Here is a 20,413-nt window from a genome sequence, read left to right on the forward strand (position 1 = left end):
TCGTAGTTACATACGGTTACGATTGACTTGCGGGTCACGGTCTGGCGCTAATCACAAACCCTAGGATCCCGGGCATTCGACCCGGGGCCAGGAATACAAAAATTAGAAACGAGAGGAGCTCAAAAATGAACAAGTCCACCTTGGCCTTGGCCGTGGCCGTAGGGGTTATGGCGCAGCAGGCAGGCGCCGCAGGTTTCATTGAAGACAGCAAGGCTTCCGTCAGTTCTCGCACCATGTACTTCAACGCCGACCCTCGCGAAGGCACCGCCAACGATCAGCGGGAAACTGCTCAGGGTTTCAAGTTCGATTACATGTCGGGTTTCACCCAAGGCATGGTGGGTTTCGGCTTTGACGCCCAGGCGCTGGCGGCCATCCATCTGGACGGTGGCCGCGGTCATCACCCGGACAACAACTCATTCTTCCCAAGTGACAGTGACGGTTCGGCATCCGATCCGTGGAGCCGCGTAGCCGGTAACGTCAAGGCACGCATCTCGAAAACCGAAGCCCACCTCGGTGGCGCCTTGCAACCGAGCATGCCGGTACTGATCGCGAACGACAGCCGCGTGCTGCCACAGACCTTCGAAGGCGGCACCATCACCTCGAAGGAAATCGACAACGTTACGTTCAACGTCGGCCAGCTTGAGCACGCAGCAGGCCGGGCGTCGTCGAACAGCACCGGTCTGGCTGTGGCTGGCGGCACTGAAGAAAGCAACAAATTCCGTTACGGCGGTGCTGACTGGAAGGTCACCAAGGACCTGATGCTGCAGTACTACTACGCGAACCTCGAAGACTACTACAAGCAGCATTTCCTTGGTCTGGTACACGTCTACCCGATCAGCGCCACTCAGTCGTTCAAGACTGACCTGCGCTATTTCGACAGCAGCTCCGACGGCAAGAATGGTGATGCGGGTTACCGCTTCAACAACAACGGCGGTTACGCGAAGAACCCGGGCGAGGTGGATAACCAGACCTGGAGTGCCATGTTCACCTATACGCTGGGTCCGAACGCCTTCTTGCTGGGTCATCAGCGTGTCAGCGATGACGGTGGTTTCGTCTACCTGAACCAGGGCAGTGTGGTCGACGGCAACGGTCGCAACGAAGGAGCTGGCGGTGCGAGCTTCTACCTGTTCACCGATGCCATGGTTAACGGCTTCGTACGTGCGGGCGAGAACACGACATTCGGTCAGTACACCTTTGACTTCGCATCCATGGGTGTTCCAGGACTGAAGGCCTCGGCCGCTTATCTGCGTGGTGAGGACATCAAGGCCACTAATGGCGTTGGCAAAGACCAAACTGAGTGGGAGCGCGACCTGCGTGTGGATTACGTGATCCAGACCGGCGCACTCAAGGGGTTCGGTACGACCCTGCGTCACGGCACTTACCGTGGCGACACCAATATCTCTGCGCAAGACCAGACTCGTCTGATCTTCAACTACACCTATAGCTTCTTGTAAACCAATACGGGAAAAGCCCTGCCGAATGGCGGGGTTTTTTTTCGGCTTTTTTCTTATATTCCCGTTCGGTCTTAATATGTAATTTATTATTCCTTTTGGATTTTATCGCGACGCAATAAAGTACGAACCACCAGGGCCGATATCAAGCGTCCTGACGCGATCTAATACCATCCCTTTATTTCTGGATGGCATTAAAAAGAGTGAAATTAATATTCATCCGTTTACCATGCGGCCCCATTTTCCTTGGTCAGACGCCCGAGGTAGACGTATCAAGCTGTGATCTGGGGTTTGCGGTCACCGCGCATTTCAGGATTCAGAGCATTCGACTCTGGACCGAAAAAAATGAGAGACGATAGGAGCGAAACAATGAACAAGCCCAACTTGGCCCTGGCTGTGGCCGTAGGGATTTTGGCGCAGCAGGCAGGCGCCGCCGGATTCATCGAAGACAGCAAGGCCACCCTGGGGCTGCGTAACTTCTACATCAACACCGATAACCGTGACGGTGCCGGCGCCAATAAAAACGAAGAATGGGGCCAAGGCTTCGACTTGCGTTTCATCTCCGGTTACACCGAGGGTACTGTTGGCTTCGGTATCGATGCAATTGGCCTGTTGGGCGTCCGGCTGGACTCCGGGGGCGGCACTAACGGTGCGACGGCCACTTCTTATGGCGGCACCGTGTTCCCGAGCAAGTCCAACGGCGAAGCGGTTGATAATTTTTCCAGCCTGGGCCTGACTGCCAAGGCCAAGATTTCCCAGACTGAGTTGAAGCTGGGCACCTTGCAGCCGAAGAACCCCGTCATTTCGACCAACGACGGTCGTCTGTTGCCACAAACCTGGCAGGGCGGCCAGATTACTTCCGGCGAGATCAAGGACCTGACTCTGGTCGGCGGTCAGATTGAGCACGTCAAAGGCCGTAACTCCAGCAACAATGAACAGCTGTCGATCGGCGGTGCCAACGCTCGTGTCGCCAACAGCAACAAGTTCATCTATGCCGGTGGTGACTACAAGATCACCAAAGACCTGACTGCCCAGTACTACTACGGCAACCTGGAAGATTTCTACAAGCAACACTTCCTGGGGCTGGTGCACAACTGGGCTATAGGGCCGGGCGTTCTGAAGTCTGATCTACGTTACTTCAACAGTTCGGATGACGGTGCCAACTCCAATACCGCTGCCTACTTCAGCAACGGTAACTACAATGGCGTGCCAAGCGGGAAAGGCCCGGTCGACAACAATCTGTACAGCGGTCTGTTCCTGTACACCGTTGCGGGTCACACCTTCGGCGGTGGCTACCAGGTCAGCAACGGCAGCAGTGATTTCCCTTGGCTGAACCAGGGCGACGGTTCGTCGAACTACACCATCACCGACATGCAGATCCAGAAGTTTGGACGTGCCGGCGAGAAAACCTGGCAGGTACGTTACTCGTACGACTTTGCTAAAGTTGGCGTTCCTGGCCTGACTGCTGGCGCTGTGTACCTCAAAGGTGGCGATATCGACACCGTAGGCACCAACCGCCAGCAAGTCGCTTCCGGTGCCTCGGAGTGGGAACGCGACTTTACCCTGGCCTACGTAGTACCTGAAGGCTCGTTGAAGAACGTCGGCGTCATGTGGAAAAACGCTACTTGGCGCACCGACATCCCGGGCGTTCGCGACCAGGACGAAAACCGCCTGATCCTCAGCTATTCGATCCCGTTGTTGTAACAGCGCTCGCGTTACTGAAGTAGAAAGAAGCCCTGCCCGGCTTATCGCCGGGCGGGGCTTTTTGCGTCTTTCAGCCCATGTATTTATATTCTTTTATGACCTAAACAAATCGATATTTATTCTTTTTAATAGATAAATAACATAGGCACAGTTGAGCTCATCAAGTCCCCACCAGGAGCAGCACCATGAGCCTCAGACTCGGCGATATCGCCCCCGACTTCGAACAGGATTCCAGCGCCGGCACCATTCGTTTTCATAAATGGCTGGGCGATAGCTGGGGCGTGCTGTTCTCCCACCCGGCGGACTTCACCCCGGTTTGCACCACCGAGCTGGGCTTTACCGCCAAGTTGAAAGACCAGTTCGCCGAACGCGGCGTCAAGGCGATCGCCCTGTCTGTGGACCCGGTGGATTCGCACCACAAATGGATCGAAGACATCAACGAGACCCAGGACACACAGGTCAATTTTCCGATTCTGGCTGACGCTGATCGCAAGGTGTCGGACCTGTACGATCTGATCCATCCGAATGCCAACGACACCCTGACCGTACGTTCGCTGTTCGTGATCGACCCGAACAAGAAGGTGCGGCTCACTATCACTTACCCGGCAAGCACTGGCCGCAACTTCCATGAAATCCTGCGGGTAATCGACTCGCTGCAACTCACCGACAACTACAAGGTGGCGACCCCGGCCAACTGGCAGGACGGTGATGAAGTAGTGATCGTGCCATCGCTCAAGGACGAAGATGAGATCCATAAGCGCTTTCCCAAGGGCTATCGCGCGTTGAAGCCGTACTTGCGCCTGACGCCGCAACCGAACAGGTAACTCGCCAGCCTATTTCAGCCACCACAGTTCAGATCTATCAGCATCCATAAAGCAGGGGATTTCAGGCCGTTTCGGCGGCCTTTTTTCGCCTGGAAATCCATTTTTCATATCTCCTAATCGCATAAACAAATGAATAAATATGATTTATAGATATATAAAACTGCTGTTAAGGTCACTGCCATCAACGCGAGATCGCACAGTGTGAATCGCCAAAATAGCTTAAGGAATCCTTGAATGCTGGTCGTCTCACTCGGTGGCAGTCCTAGCCAACGCTCCCGTTCCGGAGTGCTGCTGGATCGCTCTCAGCGCTGGTTGCAGGAGCAGGGTGTGGAGGTGGTGAGTTATCAGGTTCGGGACTTCCCGGCCGAAGACTTGCTGCATGCGCGCTTCGATAGCCCCAAGGTGATCGACTTGCTGCAACAGATTGAAAACGCCGACGGCCTGCTGATCGCTACGCCGGTTTACAAGGCCTCATTCTCCGGTGCCCTGAAAACCGTGCTGGACCTGCTGCCCGAGCGCGCACTGGACCACAAAGTGGTTTTGCCGATGGCTACCGGCGGCAGTATCGCGCACATGCTGGCGGTGGATTACGCACTCAAGCCGGTGCTTTCGGCGCTAAAAGCCCAGGAAATGTTGCACGGGATTTTTGCCGTGGACAGTCAGATCGCTTACGGCGAGGGCAGCGCCCAGGCACAGTTGGCGCCTGAGCTGGAACAGCGACTCAGTGAATCTCTGGAGCTGTTTCTTATCGCGATGGCGCGACGGCCGAAGCCGATCGATCCGAACCTGTTGAAGGAACGTTTGTTGAGTGCCCGCTGGAGCATTTGAGCCTGCACTCGATGCACCCCTGAATTTGCTTCACTCCACCTTACTCAGCCGCCAACGGCCAAGCAGGTGCAGCCAAAACCCAACTGCAAGAAGGAGAGCGCTATGCGCACTGTCATTTTGCGTCGTGGTCTGGTCGCTCTGTTTGCTGCGGCTGTCACCTTCGGCGCCATTACTCAAGCTCAGGCCGAGACACTTCGAATCGGTTATCAGAAGTACGGCACCCTGGTGCTGCTCAAAGCCAAGGGCACTTTGGAAAAACGCCTCGCCGCCCAAGGCGTGGACGTGCAATGGACTGAATTTCCTGGCGGCCCGCAACTGCTTGAAGGCCTGAACGTAGGCTCCATCGACTTCGGTGTTACCGGCGAAACTCCGCCAGTGTTCGCCCAGGCGGCCGGTGCCGATCTGCTCTATGTCGCGTATGAACCACCCGCGCCCCACAGCGAGGCGATCCTGGTGCCGAAGGACTCGCCAATCAAATCGGTGCAGGAGCTCAAGGGCAAGAAAATCGCCCTGAACAAAGGCTCTAACGTGCATTACCTGCTGGTGCGTGCACTGGAAGACGCCGGCCTCAAGTACAGCGATATCCAGACTGTGTTCCTGCCGCCCGCCGATGCCCGCGCCGCGTTCGAGCGCGGCAGTGTCGACGCCTGGGTCATCTGGGACCCATACCAGGCTGCCGCCGAACAGCAACTGCAGGCGCGCACCCTGCGTGATGGCAAGGGCATCGTCGACAACCATCAGTTCTACCTGGCGACCAAGCCCTACGCACAGAAGAATCCCGAAGTGATTAGGACCCTGGTGGATGAAGTGCGCGCAGTCGGCGAATGGTCCAAGGCCAACCCTGAAGACGTGACCCAACAGGTTTCGCCACTGCTCGGCCTGCCGGTAGACATCACCCTGACTTCGGTGAAACGCCAGGGCTACGGCGCGCTGTTCCTGACCCCGGAAGTGGTGGCCGCCCAGCAGAAAATCGCCGACAGCTTCTACCAGCTCAAGCTGATTCCGAAGCCGTTGAGCATTAAGGACGTGATCTGGACGCCGCCGGCGGCCGTTGCCAACGCACCGTAAATCGATTCCCTAAGGAGACCACTCCATGAGCCTCAATATCTTCTGGTTCCTGCCTACCCACGGCGACGGCCATTACCTTGGCACTGCCGAAGGCGCTCGCACCGTTGACCACGGTTACCTGCAACAGATCGCGCAAGCAGCCGATCGCCTGGGCTTTGGCGGGGTGCTGATCCCCACCGGGCGCTCCTGCGAAGATTCGTGGCTGGTGGCCGCGTCGTTGATCCCGGTAACTCAGCGCCTGAAATTCCTCGTCGCCCTGCGCCCCGGGATCATTTCCCCGACGGTCGCCGCGCGCCAGGCTGCAACGCTGGATCGGTTGTCCGGCGGGCGTGCGCTGTTCAATCTGGTCACCGGCGGGGACCCGGAAGAGTTGGCCGGCGATGGTCTGTTCCTGACCCATGAAGAACGCTATCAAGCTTCAGTGGAATTCACCCGCATCTGGCGCCGGGTGCTGGAAGGTGAAACCGTCGACTACGACGGCCAGCACATCAGCGTGAAGGGCGCCAAACTGCTCTACCCGCCGATTCAGCAACCGCGTCCACCGCTGTATTTCGGCGGCTCGTCGGAAGCGGCGCAAGACCTTGCCGCCGAGCAGGTCGAGATGGTCCTGACCTGGGGGGAGCCGCCGGCCGCGGTTGCCGAGAAGATCGCGCAAGTGCGGGCCAAGGCCGCCAAGTTGGGGCGCACGGTGCGGTTCGGCATTCGCCTGCACGTGATTGTCCGTGAAACCAATGCCGAAGCCTGGCAGGCGGCAGACCGGTTGATCTCCCACGTGGACGATGAAACCATCGCCCGCGCTCAGGCTTCGCTGTCGCGCTTCGATTCGGTGGGCCAGCAACGCATGGCCGCGCTGCACGGCGGCAGTCGCGACAACCTGGAAGTGAGCCCCAACCTCTGGGCCGGTGTCGGCCTGGTACGTGGTGGTGCCGGCACGGCACTGGTGGGCGACGGCCCTACCGTGGCCGCCCGCGTAAATGAATACGCGGACCTGGGCATCGATACGTTTATCTTCTCCGGCTATCCACACCTGGAAGAATCCTATCGTGTTGCGGAACTGCTGTTCCCGCACCTGGATATCGAGCGTGCGCAACTGCCCCAGGGCGCCAACTACGTGAGCCCGTTCGGCGAGATGGTCGCCAACGATATCCTCCCTAAAGCTGCGTCCCAGAGCTGAGGCGCGCGATGAAGAAAGTTATCCACAACCTGGCGCCCTGGGCGTTGCCGGTGCTGTTGCTGGCGGTGTGGCAGTTGTCGGTGTCGGCGGGCTGGTTGTCGACACGGATTCTGCCGGCGCCGATAGCTGTCATCGAAGCCGGCGTGAGCCTTGTGCGCAGCGGCGAGATCTGGAGGCATCTGGCAATCAGCGGCTGGCGCGCGGCCTTGGGCTTCACCATCGGCGCTAGCATCGGCCTGGTCCTGGGTTTCATCACAGGCCTGTCGAAATGGGGCGAGCGACTGCTCGACAGTTCGGTTCAGATGGTTCGTAACGTGCCGCACCTGGCGCTGATTCCACTGGTCATTCTGTGGTTCGGCATCGACGAGTCGGCGAAGATTTTCCTGGTGGCCCTGGGCACATTGTTCCCGATCTACCTCAACACCTATCACGGCATCCGCAACGTCGACCCGGCGCTCGTGGAGATGGCGCGCAGTTACGGTTTGTCCGGTTTCAGCCTGTTCCGCCAGGTGATCCTGCCGGGTGCACTGCCTTCGATCCTGGTCGGCGTGCGCTTTGCGCTGGGCTTCATGTGGCTCACGCTGATCGTGGCGGAAACCATTTCCGCCAGTTCCGGCATCGGTTACCTGGCAATGAATGCCCGGGAGTTCCTGCAGACCGACGTGGTGGTGCTGGCGATCCTGCTGTACGCCGTGCTGGGCAAACTCGCCGATCTCGCTGCCCGTGGACTTGAACGAGTGTGGCTGCGCTGGCATCCGGCCTATCAGATTGCCAAGGGAGGTGCCGCATGACGGCTCAACAACCTCCACACTTGCTGCGCGGAATTCCGCTGGCAGTGCGCAAGCTGCAGAAAACCTTTGGCTCGCGGCAAGTGCTGCGCGAGATCGATCTGCACATTCCGGCCGGGCAGTTCGTTGCCGTGGTCGGGCGCAGCGGGTGCGGCAAAAGTACCTTGTTGCGGTTGCTCGCCGGCCTCGACAAACCCACTGGCGGTGAACTGCTGGCGGGCTCGGCGCCCCTGAGCGCTGCGCTGGACGACACCCGCTTGATGTTCCAGGAAGCGCGTTTGCTGCCATGGAAGAAGGTCATCGATAACGTAGGCCTCGGCCTGTGCGGCCACTGGCGGCCGCAAGCGCTGCAAGCTCTGGAGTCGGTTGGCCTGGCAGATCGTGCAAATGAGTGGCCAGCGGCCCTGTCCGGTGGCCAGAAGCAACGTGTGGCCTTGGCCCGCGCGCTGATCCATCAACCGCGTTTGCTCTTGCTGGACGAGCCCCTGGGCGCCCTGGATGCCCTCACGCGCATCGAGATGCAGCAACTGATCGAACGATTGTGGCAGAAGCACGGCTTCACGGTATTGCTGGTCACCCACGACGTCAGTGAGGCGGTAGCGATTGCCGATCGGGTGATCCTGATCGAAGAGGGCGAAGTCGGCCTCGACCTCCACGTGGAACTGCCGCGCCCCCGGGTTCGCGGTTCTTACCGACTGGCGGCGCTGGAAACCGAAGTGCTCAATCGTGTGCTGTCGCTACCCGGCGAACCGCCGGAACCCGAACCTGTTTCACCATTGCCTGCGCAGTTGCGTTGGGCGCAATAACTCTCCTTATCCAAAGACAGGAAACAACATCATGACTATCAAGGCCATCAACGTTCGTAACCAGTTCAAAGGCTCGATCAAGGAAATCGTGCTGGGTGACGTGCTGTCGGAAATCGACGTGCAGACCGCTTCGGGCATCGTCACTTCAGTGATCACTACTCGTTCGGTGAAAGAACTTGAGCTGGTGGTCGGCAGTGAAGTGATCGCATTTGTGAAATCCACCGAGGTGTCGATCGCCAAGTTGTAAAGGGCGTGCACTGCGCACAACCCCGGCGGGTGTGAGCCCTTCGGGTTTTTTATGGGTGTGATTCAGTGGAGTCAGCGGTGTGGCCATCGCGGGCAAGCCCGCTCCCACAGGTTGATATGTCACTCACAAAATCTGTGTTCGCTGGAGATTCTTGTGGGAGTGGGCTTGCCCACGATGAGGCCAGCATGACCTCCACCGTAGTCAGATTGAGTGAGCGCGCTTCGGCAGGTAAGGCGGCAAATACAGCCCTAGATACGCATCAAACACCCGCATCCCTTCCTCGGCCATGCGCGGGGTAATCTGCCCATGTTGTTGCACTGAACGGGCGTAGACGCGGTCGCCGAGTTCCATGGCCAGGGCAAACACGTCGACATCATCCGGCAGCTTCGGCAATTCGAAATGCCAATCGAACAGCTTGTGCATCAGGTCACCCAGCTCGATGTCGTGCTGGCGGTCGGCCTGGGTGACTTCGGTCAGGCCGTGCTGAGCAAGAATCAATTGTCGGGCGGCGGCGTCTTCGCTGTAGATCCCCAGCATGCGCTGTTCCACCAGGCGTGACAGGTCGCGCCAGCCGTTGAGGGCTGCGTGGTCGATAGGGGCTTGCAGACAGGCGCGGAAAGCCGCGTGAACATCGGCGGTCAGTGCCTCCAGCAGGGCCGGGACACTGGCGAAAAAGTGGTACACCGAGGACGGCGGGATTTCCGCTCGCTCGGCAACGCTGTAGATCGACAGGCTGCCCACACCTTCGGCGGCCAGCAGCGCACGGGCGGCGTCGAGTATCGAATCGATCCGCGCCTGGCTGCGGGCGCGGGGTTTGCGAGCGGTGGCGGTGCGCGTCATTGGAGACTCCTGCGGGGCAGGTGGCATTGTACGAGCCGAGTGATGTGTTGTCTTGTCGGCCGCCATCGCTGGCAAGCCAGCTCCCACCAGGATTTCCAGCGAAACACAAATTTTGTGTGCGGCAAGTAACTTGTGGGAGCTGGCTTGCCAGCGATCCGCCGCAGGCGGCCATAAAAAAACGCCGTCAGCTTTACCAGCCAACGGCGTTTGTTTTACTGCAGTCATTTAAACGGTATGCAGGTACCAGTTGTACTCAAGATCGGAGATGGAGTGTTCAAACTCCTCCAGCTCGCTCTCTTTACACGCGACAAAAATGTCGATGTATTTTGGATCGATGTACTTGGCCATCACTTCGCTGTCGTCCAGCTCGCGCAGTGCATCACGCAGGTTGTTCGGCAGGCTCTGCTCGTTCTGCTCGTAGGAGTTGCCTTCCACGGGAGCGCCAGGTTCGATTTTGTTGACCAGGCCATGGTGTACGCCCGCCAGTACCGAAGCCATTAGCAGGTACGGGTTGGCGTCGGCGCCGGCAACGCGGTGCTCCAGGCGGACGGCGTCGGCGGAACCGGTCGGTACACGCACCGCTACAGTCCGGTTGTCCAGGCCCCAGCACGGCGCGTTCGGCACGTAGAACTGTGCGCCGAAGCGACGGTAGGAGTTGACGTTCGGGCAGAGGAAAGCCATCTGCGCCGGTAGGGTCTCGAGCACACCGCCGATCGCGTGACGCAGTGCGGCGTTCTGCTCGGGATCCTCACTGGCAAAAATATTCTTGCCGTCTTTATCAAGGATCGAAATGTGGACGTGCAGTCCATTACCTGCCTGGCCCGGGTAAGGCTTGGCCATGAAGGTGGTATCCATTTCATGGTCGTAGGCGATGTTTTTGATCAGGCGCTTGAGCAGTACCGCGTAGTCGCACGCCTTTATCGGATCGGCAACGTGGTGCAGGTTCACTTCGAACTGCGCCGGGGCACTTTCCTTGACGATCGCGTCGGCAGGAATGCCTTGCTCCTTCGCACCTTCCAGAATGTCCTGGAGGCAGTCGACGTATTCGTCGAGGTCGTCGATCAGGTAGACCTGTGTCGAGTGCGGGCGTTTGCCGGAGATCGGCGAGCGCGGAGGTTGCGGGCGACCGTTCACGTTCTCCTGGTCAATCAGGTAGAACTCAAGTTCGAAGGCGGCACAGATCGTCAGACCCATTTCGTCGAACTTGGTGACTACCTGACGCAGGACTTCCCGAGGATCCGCGAAGAAGGGTTCGCCTTCGAGTTCGTGCATGGTCATCAACAGTTGCGCGGTAGGGCGCTTCTGCCAAGGCTCGTTGCACAGGGTGTCAGGGATTGGATAACAGATTCGGTCAGCATCGCCGATGTCCAGGCCCAGGCCGGTGCTTTCCACCGTCGAACCATTGATATCCAGAGCAAATAGAGAGGCCGGCAGGTTGATGCCTTTCTCGTAAACCTTGTGGAGACTGGTGCGTTCAATGCGCTTGCCGCGCACCACACCATTCATATCCGCAATCAGAAGGTCAACGTACAGAACCTCAGGATGTTCCTTAAGGAACGCGTTCGCTTCGTTAAGCTGAACGGCACGCGGGGGTACCGACATGATGCAACACCTTTGTTGTTAAAAATATCAATCATTGATCTCTTCGGGTTTCAGTCAACCCGAACGGCATGCCGAAGTCAAGCGAGGCCTTTTTTGCCCTAAAAAAGCGCCCATGAGGCTTTTTTGAGGCACTTTGGGGCGTTTTTATACCTTTGAGCGCTTTAGCGCCTGCGACCTTGAGCGGGCCGTGTTGTATTTTTTACGGGGGTGTTGTGTAAAAAAATGAACAAGGCTAAGCTCGAATCAAACCCATAACAGCAATAATACCGGGGTGTTTCATGTCTCGCCTGCCGTTAATCGGCGTCACCGGCTGCTCTGCGCAGACCGATCAGCTGGCAGCGTCCGATATTCTGGACGGTCTGGATGGCATTCTCTTTACAGGCTCTGCATCCAATATAGAACCGTTTTACTGTATCGGCCCGGACTTCGTGTCGGGGACTGCCGGTAATTCTGCACGCATCGCCTACACACCTGTTGCTCCACGCTTCTTTCGAGGTGAGCATTCATGTGCCCGGCAATTGCAGGGGCAATCTGTACCACACGACGCCGATGCGTCAAACAACGCCTGACTTATCAGAGTCAGGCAACTCAGCCTAAGAGGCATTTATGAGTAACAACCTCGACCAGCTCACCGATTGGTTGAAAGACCACAAGATCACAGAAGTCGAATGCATGATCGCCGATCTGACCGGTATCACCCGGGGCAAGATTTCGCCGACCAACAAATTCATTGCGGAAAAAGGCATGCGCCTGCCCGAAAGCGTTCTGTTACAGACCGTTACTGGCGACTATGTCGAAGACGACATCTATTACGAACTGCTCGACCCGGCCGACATCGACATGATCTGCCGCCCCGATCAGAACGCGGTTTACCTGGTGCCCTGGTCAGTCGAGCCAACCGCCCAGGTGATCCACGACACCTACGACAAGCAAGGTAATCCGATCGAGCTGTCGCCGCGCAACGTGCTCAAGAAAGTGCTTAAACTCTATGCCGACAAAGGCTGGCAGCCGATCGTGGCGCCGGAAATGGAGTTTTACCTGACCAAACGCAGTGATGATCCGGACTACCCGTTGCAACCGCCAATTGGTCGTTCCGGTCGCCCGGAAATCGGTCGTCAGTCGTTTTCCATCGAGGCGGCGAACGAATTCGACCCACTGTTCGAAGACGTCTACGACTGGTGCGAACTGCAGGAGCTGGATCTCGACACGCTGATCCACGAAGACGGTACGGCGCAGATGGAAATCAACTTCCGTCACGGCGATGCCCTGTCCCTGGCCGACCAGATCCTGATCTTCAAGCGCACCATGCGCGAAGCCGCGCTCAAGCACGATGTGGCTGCCACCTTTATGGCCAAGCCCATGACCGGTGAGCCGGGCAGCGCGATGCACTTGCACCAAAGCATTATCGATATTGAGACCGGCAAGAACGTCTTCTCCAATGAAGACGGGACTATGAGCCAGCTGTTCCTGCATCACATCGGTGGCCTGCAGAAGCTGATCCCCGAGCTGCTGCCGCTGTTTGCGCCGAACGTCAACTCGTTCCGGCGCTTCCTGCCGGATACCTCGGCGCCGGTAAACGTGGAGTGGGGCGAAGAAAACCGCACCGTGGGCCTAAGGGTGCCGGATGCCGGCCCGCAGAACCGTCGGGTGGAAAACCGCCTGCCGGGTGCCGACGCCAACCCTTACCTGGCGATCGCCGCGAGTCTGCTCTGCGGGTACATCGGCATGGTCGAGGGCTTGAACCCGAGTGCGCCGGTGGTGGGCCGAGGCTATGAACGCCGCAACCTGCGTCTGCCACTGACCATTGAGGACGCGCTGGAGCGCATGGAAAACAGCGCGACCATCGAGAAGTACCTGGGCAAGAAATTCATCACTGGCTACGTCGCGGTCAAGCGGGCCGAGCATGAAAACTTCAAGCGCGTGATCAGTTCGTGGGAGCGGGAATTCCTGCTCTTCGCCGTCTGATGCGCTGCGGCGCGGTAGGAAATAACCGCGCCCTCACTACAAACTTAGGAGAATTCGCATGACCAGCAACAATCCGCAAACCCGCGAGTGGCAAGCACTGAGCAACGACCACCACCTGGCACCGTTCAGTGACTTCAAGCAGCTGAAGGAAAAAGGCCCGCGTATTATCACCAGCGCCAAGGGCGTTTACCTTTGGGACAGTGAAGGTAACAAGATCCTCGACGGTATGGCCGGCCTGTGGTGTGTAGCGATCGGTTACGGTCGCGACGAACTGGCCGACGCTGCCAGCAAGCAGATGCGCGAGCTGCCGTACTACAACCTGTTCTTCCAGACCGCCCACCCCCCGGTACTGGAGCTGGCCAAGGCCATTGCCGACATCGCGCCGGAAGGTATGAACCACGTGTTCTTCACCGGTTCCGGTTCCGAAGGTAACGACACCATGCTGCGGATGGTGCGCCACTACTGGGCGATCAAAGGCCAGCCGAACAAGAAAGTCATCATCAGTCGCAAGAACGGCTATCACGGTTCCACCGTGGCCGGCGCGAGCCTGGGTGGCATGACTTATATGCATGAACAGGGCGACTTGCCGATTCCGGGCATCGTCCACATTGCCCAGCCTTACTGGTTCGCAGAAGGCGGCGACATGACGCCTGAAGAGTTTGGCGTATGGGCGGCCAATCAGCTGGAAGAAAAAATTCTGGAAGTTGGCGTTGATAACGTCGGTGCCTTTATCGCCGAGCCAATCCAGGGCGCTGGCGGCGTGATCATTCCGCCTGAGACCTACTGGCCGCGCATCAAGGAAATCCTCGCCAAGTACGACATCCTGTTCGTGGCTGACGAAGTGATCTGCGGTTTCGGTCGTACCGGCGAGTGGTTCGGTTCCGATTTCTACGACCTCAAGCCTGACATGATGACCATCGCCAAAGGCCTGACCTCCGGCTACATCCCCATGGGTGGCCTGATCGTGCGCGACGAAGTGGTGGCAGTACTCAACGAAGGCGGCGACTTCAACCACGGTTTCACCTATTCCGGTCACCCGGTGGCGGCTGCGGTGGCGCTGGAAAACATCCGCATCCTGCGTGATGAAAAAATCATCGAGCACGTCCACGCAGAAACGGCACCGTATTTGCAAAGTCGCCTGCGGGAACTGAACGATCACCCATTGGTAGGCGAAGTACGTGGGGTAGGGCTGTTGGGGGCGATCGAACTGGTCCAGGACAAGGCCACTCGCAAACGTTACGAAGGCCGCGGCGTCGGCATGATTTGCCGCACGTTCTGCTTCGACAACGGCCTGATCATGCGCGCCGTCGGCGACACCATGATCATCGCTCCGCCACTGGTGATCACCAAGGCGGAAATCGATGAGTTGGTTGCCAAGGCTCGCAAGTGCCTGGACCTGACACTGAGTGCGCTGCAGGGCTAAGTGCTAGGCTCTGAGCGGAGTGCAAGGTTTGCATTTCGCTCAGGGCGAACAAAGGATGGGTCTTTCCTTGAAAGCCTGCCTCGGAACTTGCCTGGCAACCGGTTGTTTCAGATGCCCTGCAAAGGCCGATGAGCACGTGGTTAAAAAGAAAAATTGGAGCATTACCCATGAAGGCATTAGGTATGAAGATAGCTGGCAAGACCCTCCTGGCCATGTCCATGATGGGCATGATGGCAGGCGCAGTTCAGGCAGACGACAAGGTTCTGCACGTATACAACTGGTCTGACTACATCGCCCCGGACACCGTCAAGAAGTTCGAAGCCGAGTCGGGCATCAAGGTGGTTTACGACGTATTCGACAGCAACGAAACGCTGGAAGCCAAGTTGCTGGCCGGCAAGTCTGGCTACGACATCGTCGTACCGTCGAACAACTTCCTGGCCAAGCAGATCAAGGCTGGCGTGTACCAGAAGCTCGACAAGTCCAAACTGCCGTTGTGGAAAAACCTCAATACCGATCTTCTCAAAGCGGTATCGGTGAGCGATCCGGGTAACGAACATGCATTCCCTTACATGTGGGGTTCGATCGGTATCGGGTTCAACGACGAAAAGGTCAAGGCCGCACTGGGTGCCGATGCACCAACCAATTCCTGGGACCTGATTTTCAAGCCGGAAAATGCTGCCAAGCTGAAATCCTGCGGCATCAGTGTCCTCGATTCGCCAACCGAGATGATTCCGGTGGCGCTGCACTACCTGGGCTATCCGACCGACAGCCAGGACAAGAAACAGCTGGCTGAAGCCGAAGCGCTGTTCCTGAAAGTCCGTCCTTCGATCGGCTACTTCCACTCCTCCAAGTACATTTCCGACCTGGCCAACGGTAACATCTGTGTGGCCATCGGTTACTCGGGCGACATCTACCAGGCGAAGTCTCGCGCGGCTGAAGCCGGTGACAAGGTGAAAGTCAGCTACAACATTCCCAAAGAAGGTGCCGGCAGCTTCTACGACATGGTCGCCATCCCTAAAGATGCCGAAAACGTCGACGGCGCCTACAAGTTCATGACCTTCCTGATGAAGCCTGAAGTCATGGCGGAGATCACCAACGCCGTGCGCTTCCCGAACGGTAACGCAGCCGCAACTCCACTGGTTGATAAAGACATCACCAGCGACCCGGGCGTTTATCCACCAGCCGACGTTCTGGCCAAGCTGTATGCGATTGCCGACTTGCCGGCCGCTACCCAGCGAATCCTGACCCGCAGTTGGACCAGGATCAAATCGGGTAAATAAGTTAACCCCTGTAGGCGCGAGCTTGCTCGTGAAGAAAGCCGAAGCGCCATTGGGTGTCAGGCACCCCGCGTTATCGTTGGCGATCATCGCGAGCGAGCTCGCGCCTACAGGGGTATATGCATAAAAGTTTTGCTGGAACGGTTTTTCGAGGGTAAGTTGCGCGCCGGTTTGTTGTCGGGCAGTCGAGGCTGTCATGCAGCGCGGGGCAACTTGGGCCCAACTAATTTCAGAGGACCTCCATTTGCCTATTTCTTCTTTGTTGCGCAATGCCCTGCTGGTGGCTACGGGACTGACAGTTGCTGCCAGTGTCCAGGCCGCCGGTACGGTGCATATTTATAACTGGTCGGACTACATCGGTCAGACCACCCTGGAAGACTTCCAGAAAGAGACCGGCATTAAACCGGTGTATGACGTCTTCGATTCTAACGAAACCCTGGAAGGCAAGTTGCTGGCCGGGCGTACCGGTTACGATGTCGTCGTGCCGTCCAACCATTTCCTTGGCAAACAGATCAAGGCGGGTGCATTCCAGAAGCTCGACAAGTCGAAGTTGCCGAACTACTCAAACCTCGACCCGGTGCTGCTCAAGCGCCTGGAGCAGAACGATCCGGGCAATCTCTATGCCGTGCCATATCTGTGGGGCACCAACGGGATCGGTTACAACGTCGAAAAGGTCAAGGCTGTACTGGGTGTCGACAAGATAGATTCCTGGGCAGTGCTTTTCGAGCCGGAGAACATCAAGAAGCTTCACAGCTGCGGTGTGGCGTTCCTCGATTCGGCCGATGAAATGATGCCGACAGTCCTCAACTACATGGGCCTGAACGCCAACAGTACCAACCCGGCAGACTACAAGAAGGCTGAAGCCAAGTTGCTGGCGGTACGGCCTTACGTGACATATTTCCACTCATCCAAATACATCTCGGACCTGGCCAACGGCGACATCTGCGTGGCTATCGGTTTCTCCGGCGACATGTTCCAGGCGAAGAACCGCGCGGAAGAAGCGAAGAAGGGTGTGAACATCGCCTATTCGATTCCCAAGGAAGGTGGCGCGCTGTGGTTTGACATGCTGGCGATTCCAAAGGACTCGAGCAACGTCAAGGAAGCCCACGCCTTCATCAACTATTTGCTGAAACCTGAGGTGATCGCCCAGGTCAGTGATTACGTAGGCTACGCCAACCCAAATCCTGGGTCGGACAAACTGATGGAGCAGTCAATTCGCACCGACGAAGCGGTTTATCCACCGCAGGCAGTCCTCGACAAAACCTACGTGTCCATCGAGCTGCCACCCAAAATTCAACGGTTGATGACCCGCAGCTGGACCAAGGTCAAGACGGGTAAATAGCTTCAAGGCTCAAACTATCCAAGGTTGGCTCACCTTGAGCGAACTGCACTCTTTTTTTTGGGAGTTTCGTAAATGGCAGTTGCCTCCGGCGCCTATAAGAAAGCCCTCGAGGGCGACCAGACACCTAAACAGGTGCTGGTCAAAATCGACCGGGTCACGAAGAAGTTCGACGAGACGATTGCCGTGGACGATGTGTCCCTGGAAATCAAAAAAGGCGAGATATTCGCCCTGCTCGGCGGTTCGGGATCGGGCAAATCCACTTTGCTGCGTATGCTCGCAGGTTTCGAACGGCCCACGGAGGGGCGCATTTTCCTCGATGGCGTGGACATCACTGATATGCCGCCATACGAGCGGCCGATCAACATGATGTTCCAGTCATACGCCTTGTTCCCGCACATGACCGTGGCGCAGAACATCGCCTTCGGCCTCAAGCAGGACAAGATTTCCTCCGCTGAAGTCGATGCCCGCGTGGCCGAAATGCTCAAGCTGGTGCAGATGAGCCAGTACGCCAAGCGCAAGCCGCATCAACTGTCCGGTGGTCAGCGTCAGCGTGTGGCGCTGGCGCGCTCCCTGGCCAAGCGGCCAAAGTTGTTGCTGCTCGACGAGCCGATGGGCGCATTGGACAAGAAATTGCGTTCGCAAATGCAGTTGGAACTGGTGGAGATCATCGAGCGAGTCGGCGTAACCTGCGTCATGGTTACCCATGACCAGGAAGAGGCCATGACCATGGCCGAGCGCATTGCGATCATGCACCTGGGCTGGATCGCCCAGATCGGCAGCCCGATCGACATCTACGAAACCCCGACCAGCCGCCTGGTCTGCGAATTCATCGGTAACGTGAACATCTTCGAAGGCGAAGTCATCGATGACGCGGAAGGCCACGCGATCATTACCTGCAAGGACCTGGACCGTAAAATCTACGTGGGCCACGGCATCAGCACCTCGGTGCAGGACAAGTCGGTCACCTACGCGATCCGTCCGGAAAAACTGCTGGTCACCGCCGACATGCCGACCTGCGAATACAACTGGTCCAGCGGCAAGGTCCACGACATCGCCTACCTTGGTGGTCACTCGGTATTCTACGTCGAGCTGCCAAGCGGCAAGCTGGTGCAGTCATTCGTGGCCAACGCCGAACGTCGCGGCCAGCGTCCTACCTGGGGCGATCAGGTCTACGTGTGGTGGGAAGACGATAGCGGCGTGGTACTTCGCTCATGAACATGCGCAAATTCAAACGCCGACTCAATCGAATAATTCCCGGTGGCCGCCAGTTGGTCATCGGGGTTCCGTTCATCTGGCTGTTCCTGTTCTTCATGCTGCCGTTCATCATCGTCCTGAAGATCAGCTTCGCCGAAGCCGACGTGGCCATTCCACCGTACACCGAGATCTACAACTTCGTTGACCAGAAGCTGCAGGTGCTGCTCAATCTCGGCAACTACGCGATGCTGGCCGGCGACGAGTTGTACATTGCCGCCTACCTCGGTTCGCTGAAGATGGCGCTGATCAGCACCACCCTCTGCCTGCTGATCGGCTACCCGATGGCCTACGCCATTGCCAGTGCGCGCAAAGAGCTGCAAACAGTGCTGGTGCTGTTGATCATGATGCCGACCTGGACCGCGATCCTGATTCGCGTGTATGCGTGGATGGGCATCCTGAGCAACAACGGTCTGCTCAACGGTTTCCTGATGACCATGGGCTGGATCGACGAACCGCTGCAGATCCTCAACACCAACCTGGCGGTCTATATCGGCGTGGTTTATTCGTACCTGCCGTTCATGATCCTGCCGCTTTACGCCAACCTGGTGAAGCACGACAACAGCCTGCTGGAAGCTGCATCCGACCTGGGCTCGAGCACCTTCAACAGTTTCTGGAAAATCACCATTCCATTGTCCAAGAACGGCATAGTCGCTGGCTGCATGCTGGTGTTCATTCCGGTCGTGGGTGAGTTCGTGATCCCGGAACTGCTCGGCGGTCCGGAAACTCTGATGATCGGTAAAGTGTTGTGGCAGGAGTTCTTCAATAACCGTGACTGGCCGGTGGCGTCTGCCCTGGCGGTGGTGATGCTGGCGATCCTGATCGTGCCGATCATCCTGTTCAACCGTAGCCAGGCCAAAGAGATGGAGGGCAAGGAATGAAGCGCTTCCGTTTCTCGAGTTTCATGCTGGTAGTGGGGCTGCTGTTCATCTACGCGCCGATGCTGATCCTGGTGATCTACTCGTTCAACGCCTCGAAACTGGTGACGGTGTGGGGCGGCTGGTCGATCAAGTGGTACGTCGGCCTGATGGACAACACTCAACTGATGGGTTCGGTGGTGCGCTCGCTGGAAATCGCCTGCTACACCGCGATTGCGGCAGTGGCGCTGGGGACATTGGCGGCGTTCGTCCTCACCCGTATCACCCACTTCAAGGGCCGCACGCTGTTCGGCGGCCTGGTCACCGCGCCGCTGGTAATGCCCGAGGTGATAACCGGTCTGTCGCTGTTGCTGCTGTTCGTGGCGATGGCGCAAATGATCGGCTGGCCCCAGGAGCGTGGCATTGTCACTATCTGGATCGCGCACACGACATTCTGTGCGGCCTATGTAGCGGTGGTGGTGTCGGCGCGTTTGCGTGAGCTGGACCTGTCCATCGAAGAAGCGGCCATGGACCTTGGCGCCCGGCCGTGGAAGGTGTTTTTCCTGATCACCATCCCGATGATCGCGCCATCCCTGGCAGCGGGGGGCATGATGTCCTTCGCGCTGTCCCTGGATGACCTGGTGTTGGCGAGTTTCGTTTCCGGGCCGGGGTCGACGACCCTGCCGATGGAAGTGTTCTCGGCCGTGCGCCTGGGCGTGAAGCCGGAGATCAACGCCGTGGCCAGCCTGATTCTGCTGGCAGTGTCGCTGGTGACCTTCCTGGTGTGGTTCTTCAGCCGTCGTGCGGAAGAGTCGCGCAAGAAAGCGATCCAGCAGGCGATCGAGGAAGGTGCTGCCGACTCGTGGAAGCAACCGGACGTGCGTCGCGCGCAGGCGCCGGAAGCGGTTTGAGTCTGATAGGTTGATCATCAATCTGTGGTCAACCGCAATCCCATGTGGGAGCGGG

The 20,413-nt window shown here is 58.0% G+C and carries 18 protein-coding genes and 1 pseudogene; 17 read left to right on the forward strand and 2 right to left on the reverse strand.

Going from position 1 to position 20,413, the window contains the following annotated elements:
• Positions 1 to 125 precede the first annotated feature (125 nt).
• The 9 genes from L9059_RS08420 to L9059_RS08460 all read left to right on the forward strand — a co-directional run bounded on the left by L9059_RS08420 (position 126) and on the right by L9059_RS08460 (position 8,890).
• A complete protein-coding gene (locus tag L9059_RS08420; RefSeq protein ID WP_247289949.1) occupies positions 126 to 1,454 on the forward strand; it encodes an OprD family porin in 1,329 nt (442 codons plus the stop codon).
• Positions 1,455 to 1,820: 366 nt separating this feature from the next.
• The gene (locus tag L9059_RS08425; protein ID WP_247289951.1) at positions 1,821 to 3,155 is read left to right on the forward strand and encodes an OprD family porin; all 1,335 of its coding nucleotides are present in this window, start codon (positions 1,821 to 1,823) and stop codon (positions 3,153 to 3,155) included.
• Positions 3,156 to 3,340: 185 nt separating this feature from the next.
• On the forward strand, positions 3,341 to 3,979 hold the full coding sequence (locus L9059_RS08430) for a peroxiredoxin (RefSeq protein ID WP_247289953.1): 639 nt from the start codon (positions 3,341 to 3,343) through the stop codon (positions 3,977 to 3,979).
• Positions 3,980 to 4,213: 234 nt separating this feature from the next.
• On the forward strand, positions 4,214 to 4,807 hold the full coding sequence (gene ssuE, locus L9059_RS08435) for an NADPH-dependent FMN reductase (protein ID WP_247289955.1): 594 nt from the start codon (positions 4,214 to 4,216) through the stop codon (positions 4,805 to 4,807).
• A gap of 102 nt (positions 4,808 to 4,909) precedes the next feature.
• The gene (locus L9059_RS08440; RefSeq protein WP_247289957.1) at positions 4,910 to 5,875 is read left to right on the forward strand and encodes a sulfonate ABC transporter substrate-binding protein; all 966 of its coding nucleotides are present in this window, start codon (positions 4,910 to 4,912) and stop codon (positions 5,873 to 5,875) included.
• A gap of 25 nt (positions 5,876 to 5,900) precedes the next feature.
• Entirely contained in the window at positions 5,901 to 7,049 is a 1,149-nt protein-coding gene (gene ssuD / locus L9059_RS08445; RefSeq protein WP_247289959.1) for an FMNH2-dependent alkanesulfonate monooxygenase, read from the forward strand.
• An 8-nt stretch (positions 7,050 to 7,057) separates the two neighbouring features.
• Positions 7,058 to 7,840, forward strand: coding sequence for an aliphatic sulfonate ABC transporter permease SsuC (ssuC, locus tag L9059_RS08450; RefSeq protein WP_247289961.1), 783 nt, complete (start codon positions 7,058 to 7,060; stop codon positions 7,838 to 7,840).
• A complete protein-coding gene (ssuB, locus tag L9059_RS08455) occupies positions 7,837 to 8,643 on the forward strand; it encodes an aliphatic sulfonates ABC transporter ATP-binding protein (protein ID WP_247289963.1) in 807 nt (268 codons plus the stop codon). Before ssuC ends, ssuB begins: the two co-directional genes overlap by 4 nt.
• A gap of 31 nt (positions 8,644 to 8,674) precedes the next feature.
• Positions 8,675 to 8,890, forward strand: a complete 216-nt coding sequence (locus L9059_RS08460) for a TOBE domain-containing protein (RefSeq protein ID WP_003229256.1) — start codon at positions 8,675 to 8,677, stop codon at positions 8,888 to 8,890.
• Between the two features lie 201 nt (positions 8,891 to 9,091).
• Here the strand turns inward: L9059_RS08460 and L9059_RS08465 are convergent, their stop codons facing one another.
• Positions 9,092 to 9,730, reverse strand: coding sequence for a TetR/AcrR family transcriptional regulator (locus L9059_RS08465; protein WP_247289965.1), 639 nt, complete (start codon positions 9,728 to 9,730; stop codon positions 9,092 to 9,094).
• Between the two features lie 225 nt (positions 9,731 to 9,955).
• Positions 9,956 to 11,332 carry a glutamine synthetase family protein gene (locus L9059_RS08470; RefSeq protein WP_247289966.1) on the reverse strand — a complete coding sequence of 459 codons (1,377 nt, stop codon included), beginning with the start codon at positions 11,330 to 11,332 and terminating at the stop codon, positions 9,956 to 9,958.
• A 278-nt stretch (positions 11,333 to 11,610) separates the two neighbouring features.
• Here L9059_RS08470 and L9059_RS08475 point away from each other — a divergent pair.
• From L9059_RS08475 to L9059_RS08515, 8 genes and pseudogenes are all read left to right on the forward strand, one after another.
• Positions 11,611 to 11,860 (forward strand): annotated as a pseudogene (locus L9059_RS08475) (gamma-glutamyl-gamma-aminobutyrate hydrolase family protein); the annotation flags it as partial.
• Positions 11,861 to 11,938: 78 nt separating this feature from the next.
• Positions 11,939 to 13,297: a glutamine synthetase family protein gene (locus tag L9059_RS08480; RefSeq protein WP_247289967.1), complete on the forward strand. Its 1,359-nt coding sequence runs from the start codon at positions 11,939 to 11,941 to the stop codon at positions 13,295 to 13,297.
• Between the two features lie 58 nt (positions 13,298 to 13,355).
• Positions 13,356 to 14,720: an aspartate aminotransferase family protein gene (locus L9059_RS08485; RefSeq protein ID WP_247289968.1), complete on the forward strand. Its 1,365-nt coding sequence runs from the start codon at positions 13,356 to 13,358 to the stop codon at positions 14,718 to 14,720.
• Positions 14,721 to 14,902: 182 nt separating this feature from the next.
• Positions 14,903 to 16,000 carry a polyamine ABC transporter substrate-binding protein gene (locus L9059_RS08490; RefSeq protein WP_247290040.1) on the forward strand — a complete coding sequence of 366 codons (1,098 nt, stop codon included), beginning with the start codon at positions 14,903 to 14,905 and terminating at the stop codon, positions 15,998 to 16,000.
• Between the two features lie 241 nt (positions 16,001 to 16,241).
• On the forward strand, positions 16,242 to 17,339 hold the full coding sequence (locus L9059_RS08500) for a polyamine ABC transporter substrate-binding protein (RefSeq protein WP_247289969.1): 1,098 nt from the start codon (positions 16,242 to 16,244) through the stop codon (positions 17,337 to 17,339).
• Positions 17,340 to 17,411: 72 nt separating this feature from the next.
• A complete protein-coding gene (locus L9059_RS08505) occupies positions 17,412 to 18,554 on the forward strand; it encodes an ABC transporter ATP-binding protein (RefSeq protein WP_247289970.1) in 1,143 nt (380 codons plus the stop codon).
• Between the two features lie 35 nt (positions 18,555 to 18,589).
• Positions 18,590 to 19,471 carry an ABC transporter permease subunit gene (locus L9059_RS08510; RefSeq protein WP_247290042.1) on the forward strand — a complete coding sequence of 294 codons (882 nt, stop codon included), beginning with the start codon at positions 18,590 to 18,592 and terminating at the stop codon, positions 19,469 to 19,471.
• Positions 19,468 to 20,358 carry an ABC transporter permease subunit gene (locus L9059_RS08515; RefSeq protein WP_247289971.1) on the forward strand — a complete coding sequence of 297 codons (891 nt, stop codon included), beginning with the start codon at positions 19,468 to 19,470 and terminating at the stop codon, positions 20,356 to 20,358. The genes L9059_RS08510 and L9059_RS08515 overlap by 4 nt, the downstream gene beginning before the upstream one ends.
• The last annotated feature ends 55 nt before the right edge of the window (positions 20,359 to 20,413 follow it).

Source organism: Pseudomonas violetae (assembly GCF_023072615.1).
GTDB classification, from domain to species: domain Bacteria; phylum Pseudomonadota; class Gammaproteobacteria; order Pseudomonadales; family Pseudomonadaceae; genus Aquipseudomonas; species Aquipseudomonas violetae.

Excerpts from the sequence above, each read along its gene's own strand:
- L9059_RS08420 (WP_247289949.1), top strand. The coding sequence starts at position 126 with ATGAACAAGTCCACCTTGGCCTTGGCCGTGGCCGTAGGGGTTATGGCG.
- L9059_RS08425 (WP_247289951.1), top strand. The coding sequence starts at position 1,821 with ATGAACAAGCCCAACTTGGCCCTGGCTGTGGCCGTAGGGATTTTGGCG.
- L9059_RS08430 (WP_247289953.1), top strand. The coding sequence starts at position 3,341 with ATGAGCCTCAGACTCGGCGATATCGCCCCCGACTTCGAACAGGATTCC.
- ssuE (WP_247289955.1), top strand. The coding sequence starts at position 4,214 with ATGCTGGTCGTCTCACTCGGTGGCAGTCCTAGCCAACGCTCCCGTTCC.
- L9059_RS08440 (WP_247289957.1), top strand. The coding sequence starts at position 4,910 with ATGCGCACTGTCATTTTGCGTCGTGGTCTGGTCGCTCTGTTTGCTGCG.
- ssuD (WP_247289959.1), top strand. The coding sequence starts at position 5,901 with ATGAGCCTCAATATCTTCTGGTTCCTGCCTACCCACGGCGACGGCCAT.
- ssuC (WP_247289961.1), top strand. The coding sequence starts at position 7,058 with ATGAAGAAAGTTATCCACAACCTGGCGCCCTGGGCGTTGCCGGTGCTG.
- ssuB (WP_247289963.1), top strand. The coding sequence starts at position 7,837 with ATGACGGCTCAACAACCTCCACACTTGCTGCGCGGAATTCCGCTGGCA.
- L9059_RS08460 (WP_003229256.1), top strand. The coding sequence starts at position 8,675 with ATGACTATCAAGGCCATCAACGTTCGTAACCAGTTCAAAGGCTCGATC.
- L9059_RS08465 (WP_247289965.1), bottom strand. The coding sequence starts at position 9,730 with ATGACGCGCACCGCCACCGCTCGCAAACCCCGCGCCCGCAGCCAGGCG.
- L9059_RS08470 (WP_247289966.1), bottom strand. The coding sequence starts at position 11,332 with ATGTCGGTACCCCCGCGTGCCGTTCAGCTTAACGAAGCGAACGCGTTC.
- L9059_RS08480 (WP_247289967.1), top strand. The coding sequence starts at position 11,939 with ATGAGTAACAACCTCGACCAGCTCACCGATTGGTTGAAAGACCACAAG.
- L9059_RS08485 (WP_247289968.1), top strand. The coding sequence starts at position 13,356 with ATGACCAGCAACAATCCGCAAACCCGCGAGTGGCAAGCACTGAGCAAC.
- L9059_RS08490 (WP_247290040.1), top strand. The coding sequence starts at position 14,903 with ATGAAGATAGCTGGCAAGACCCTCCTGGCCATGTCCATGATGGGCATG.
- L9059_RS08505 (WP_247289970.1), top strand. The coding sequence starts at position 17,412 with ATGGCAGTTGCCTCCGGCGCCTATAAGAAAGCCCTCGAGGGCGACCAG.
- L9059_RS08515 (WP_247289971.1), top strand. The coding sequence starts at position 19,468 with ATGAAGCGCTTCCGTTTCTCGAGTTTCATGCTGGTAGTGGGGCTGCTG.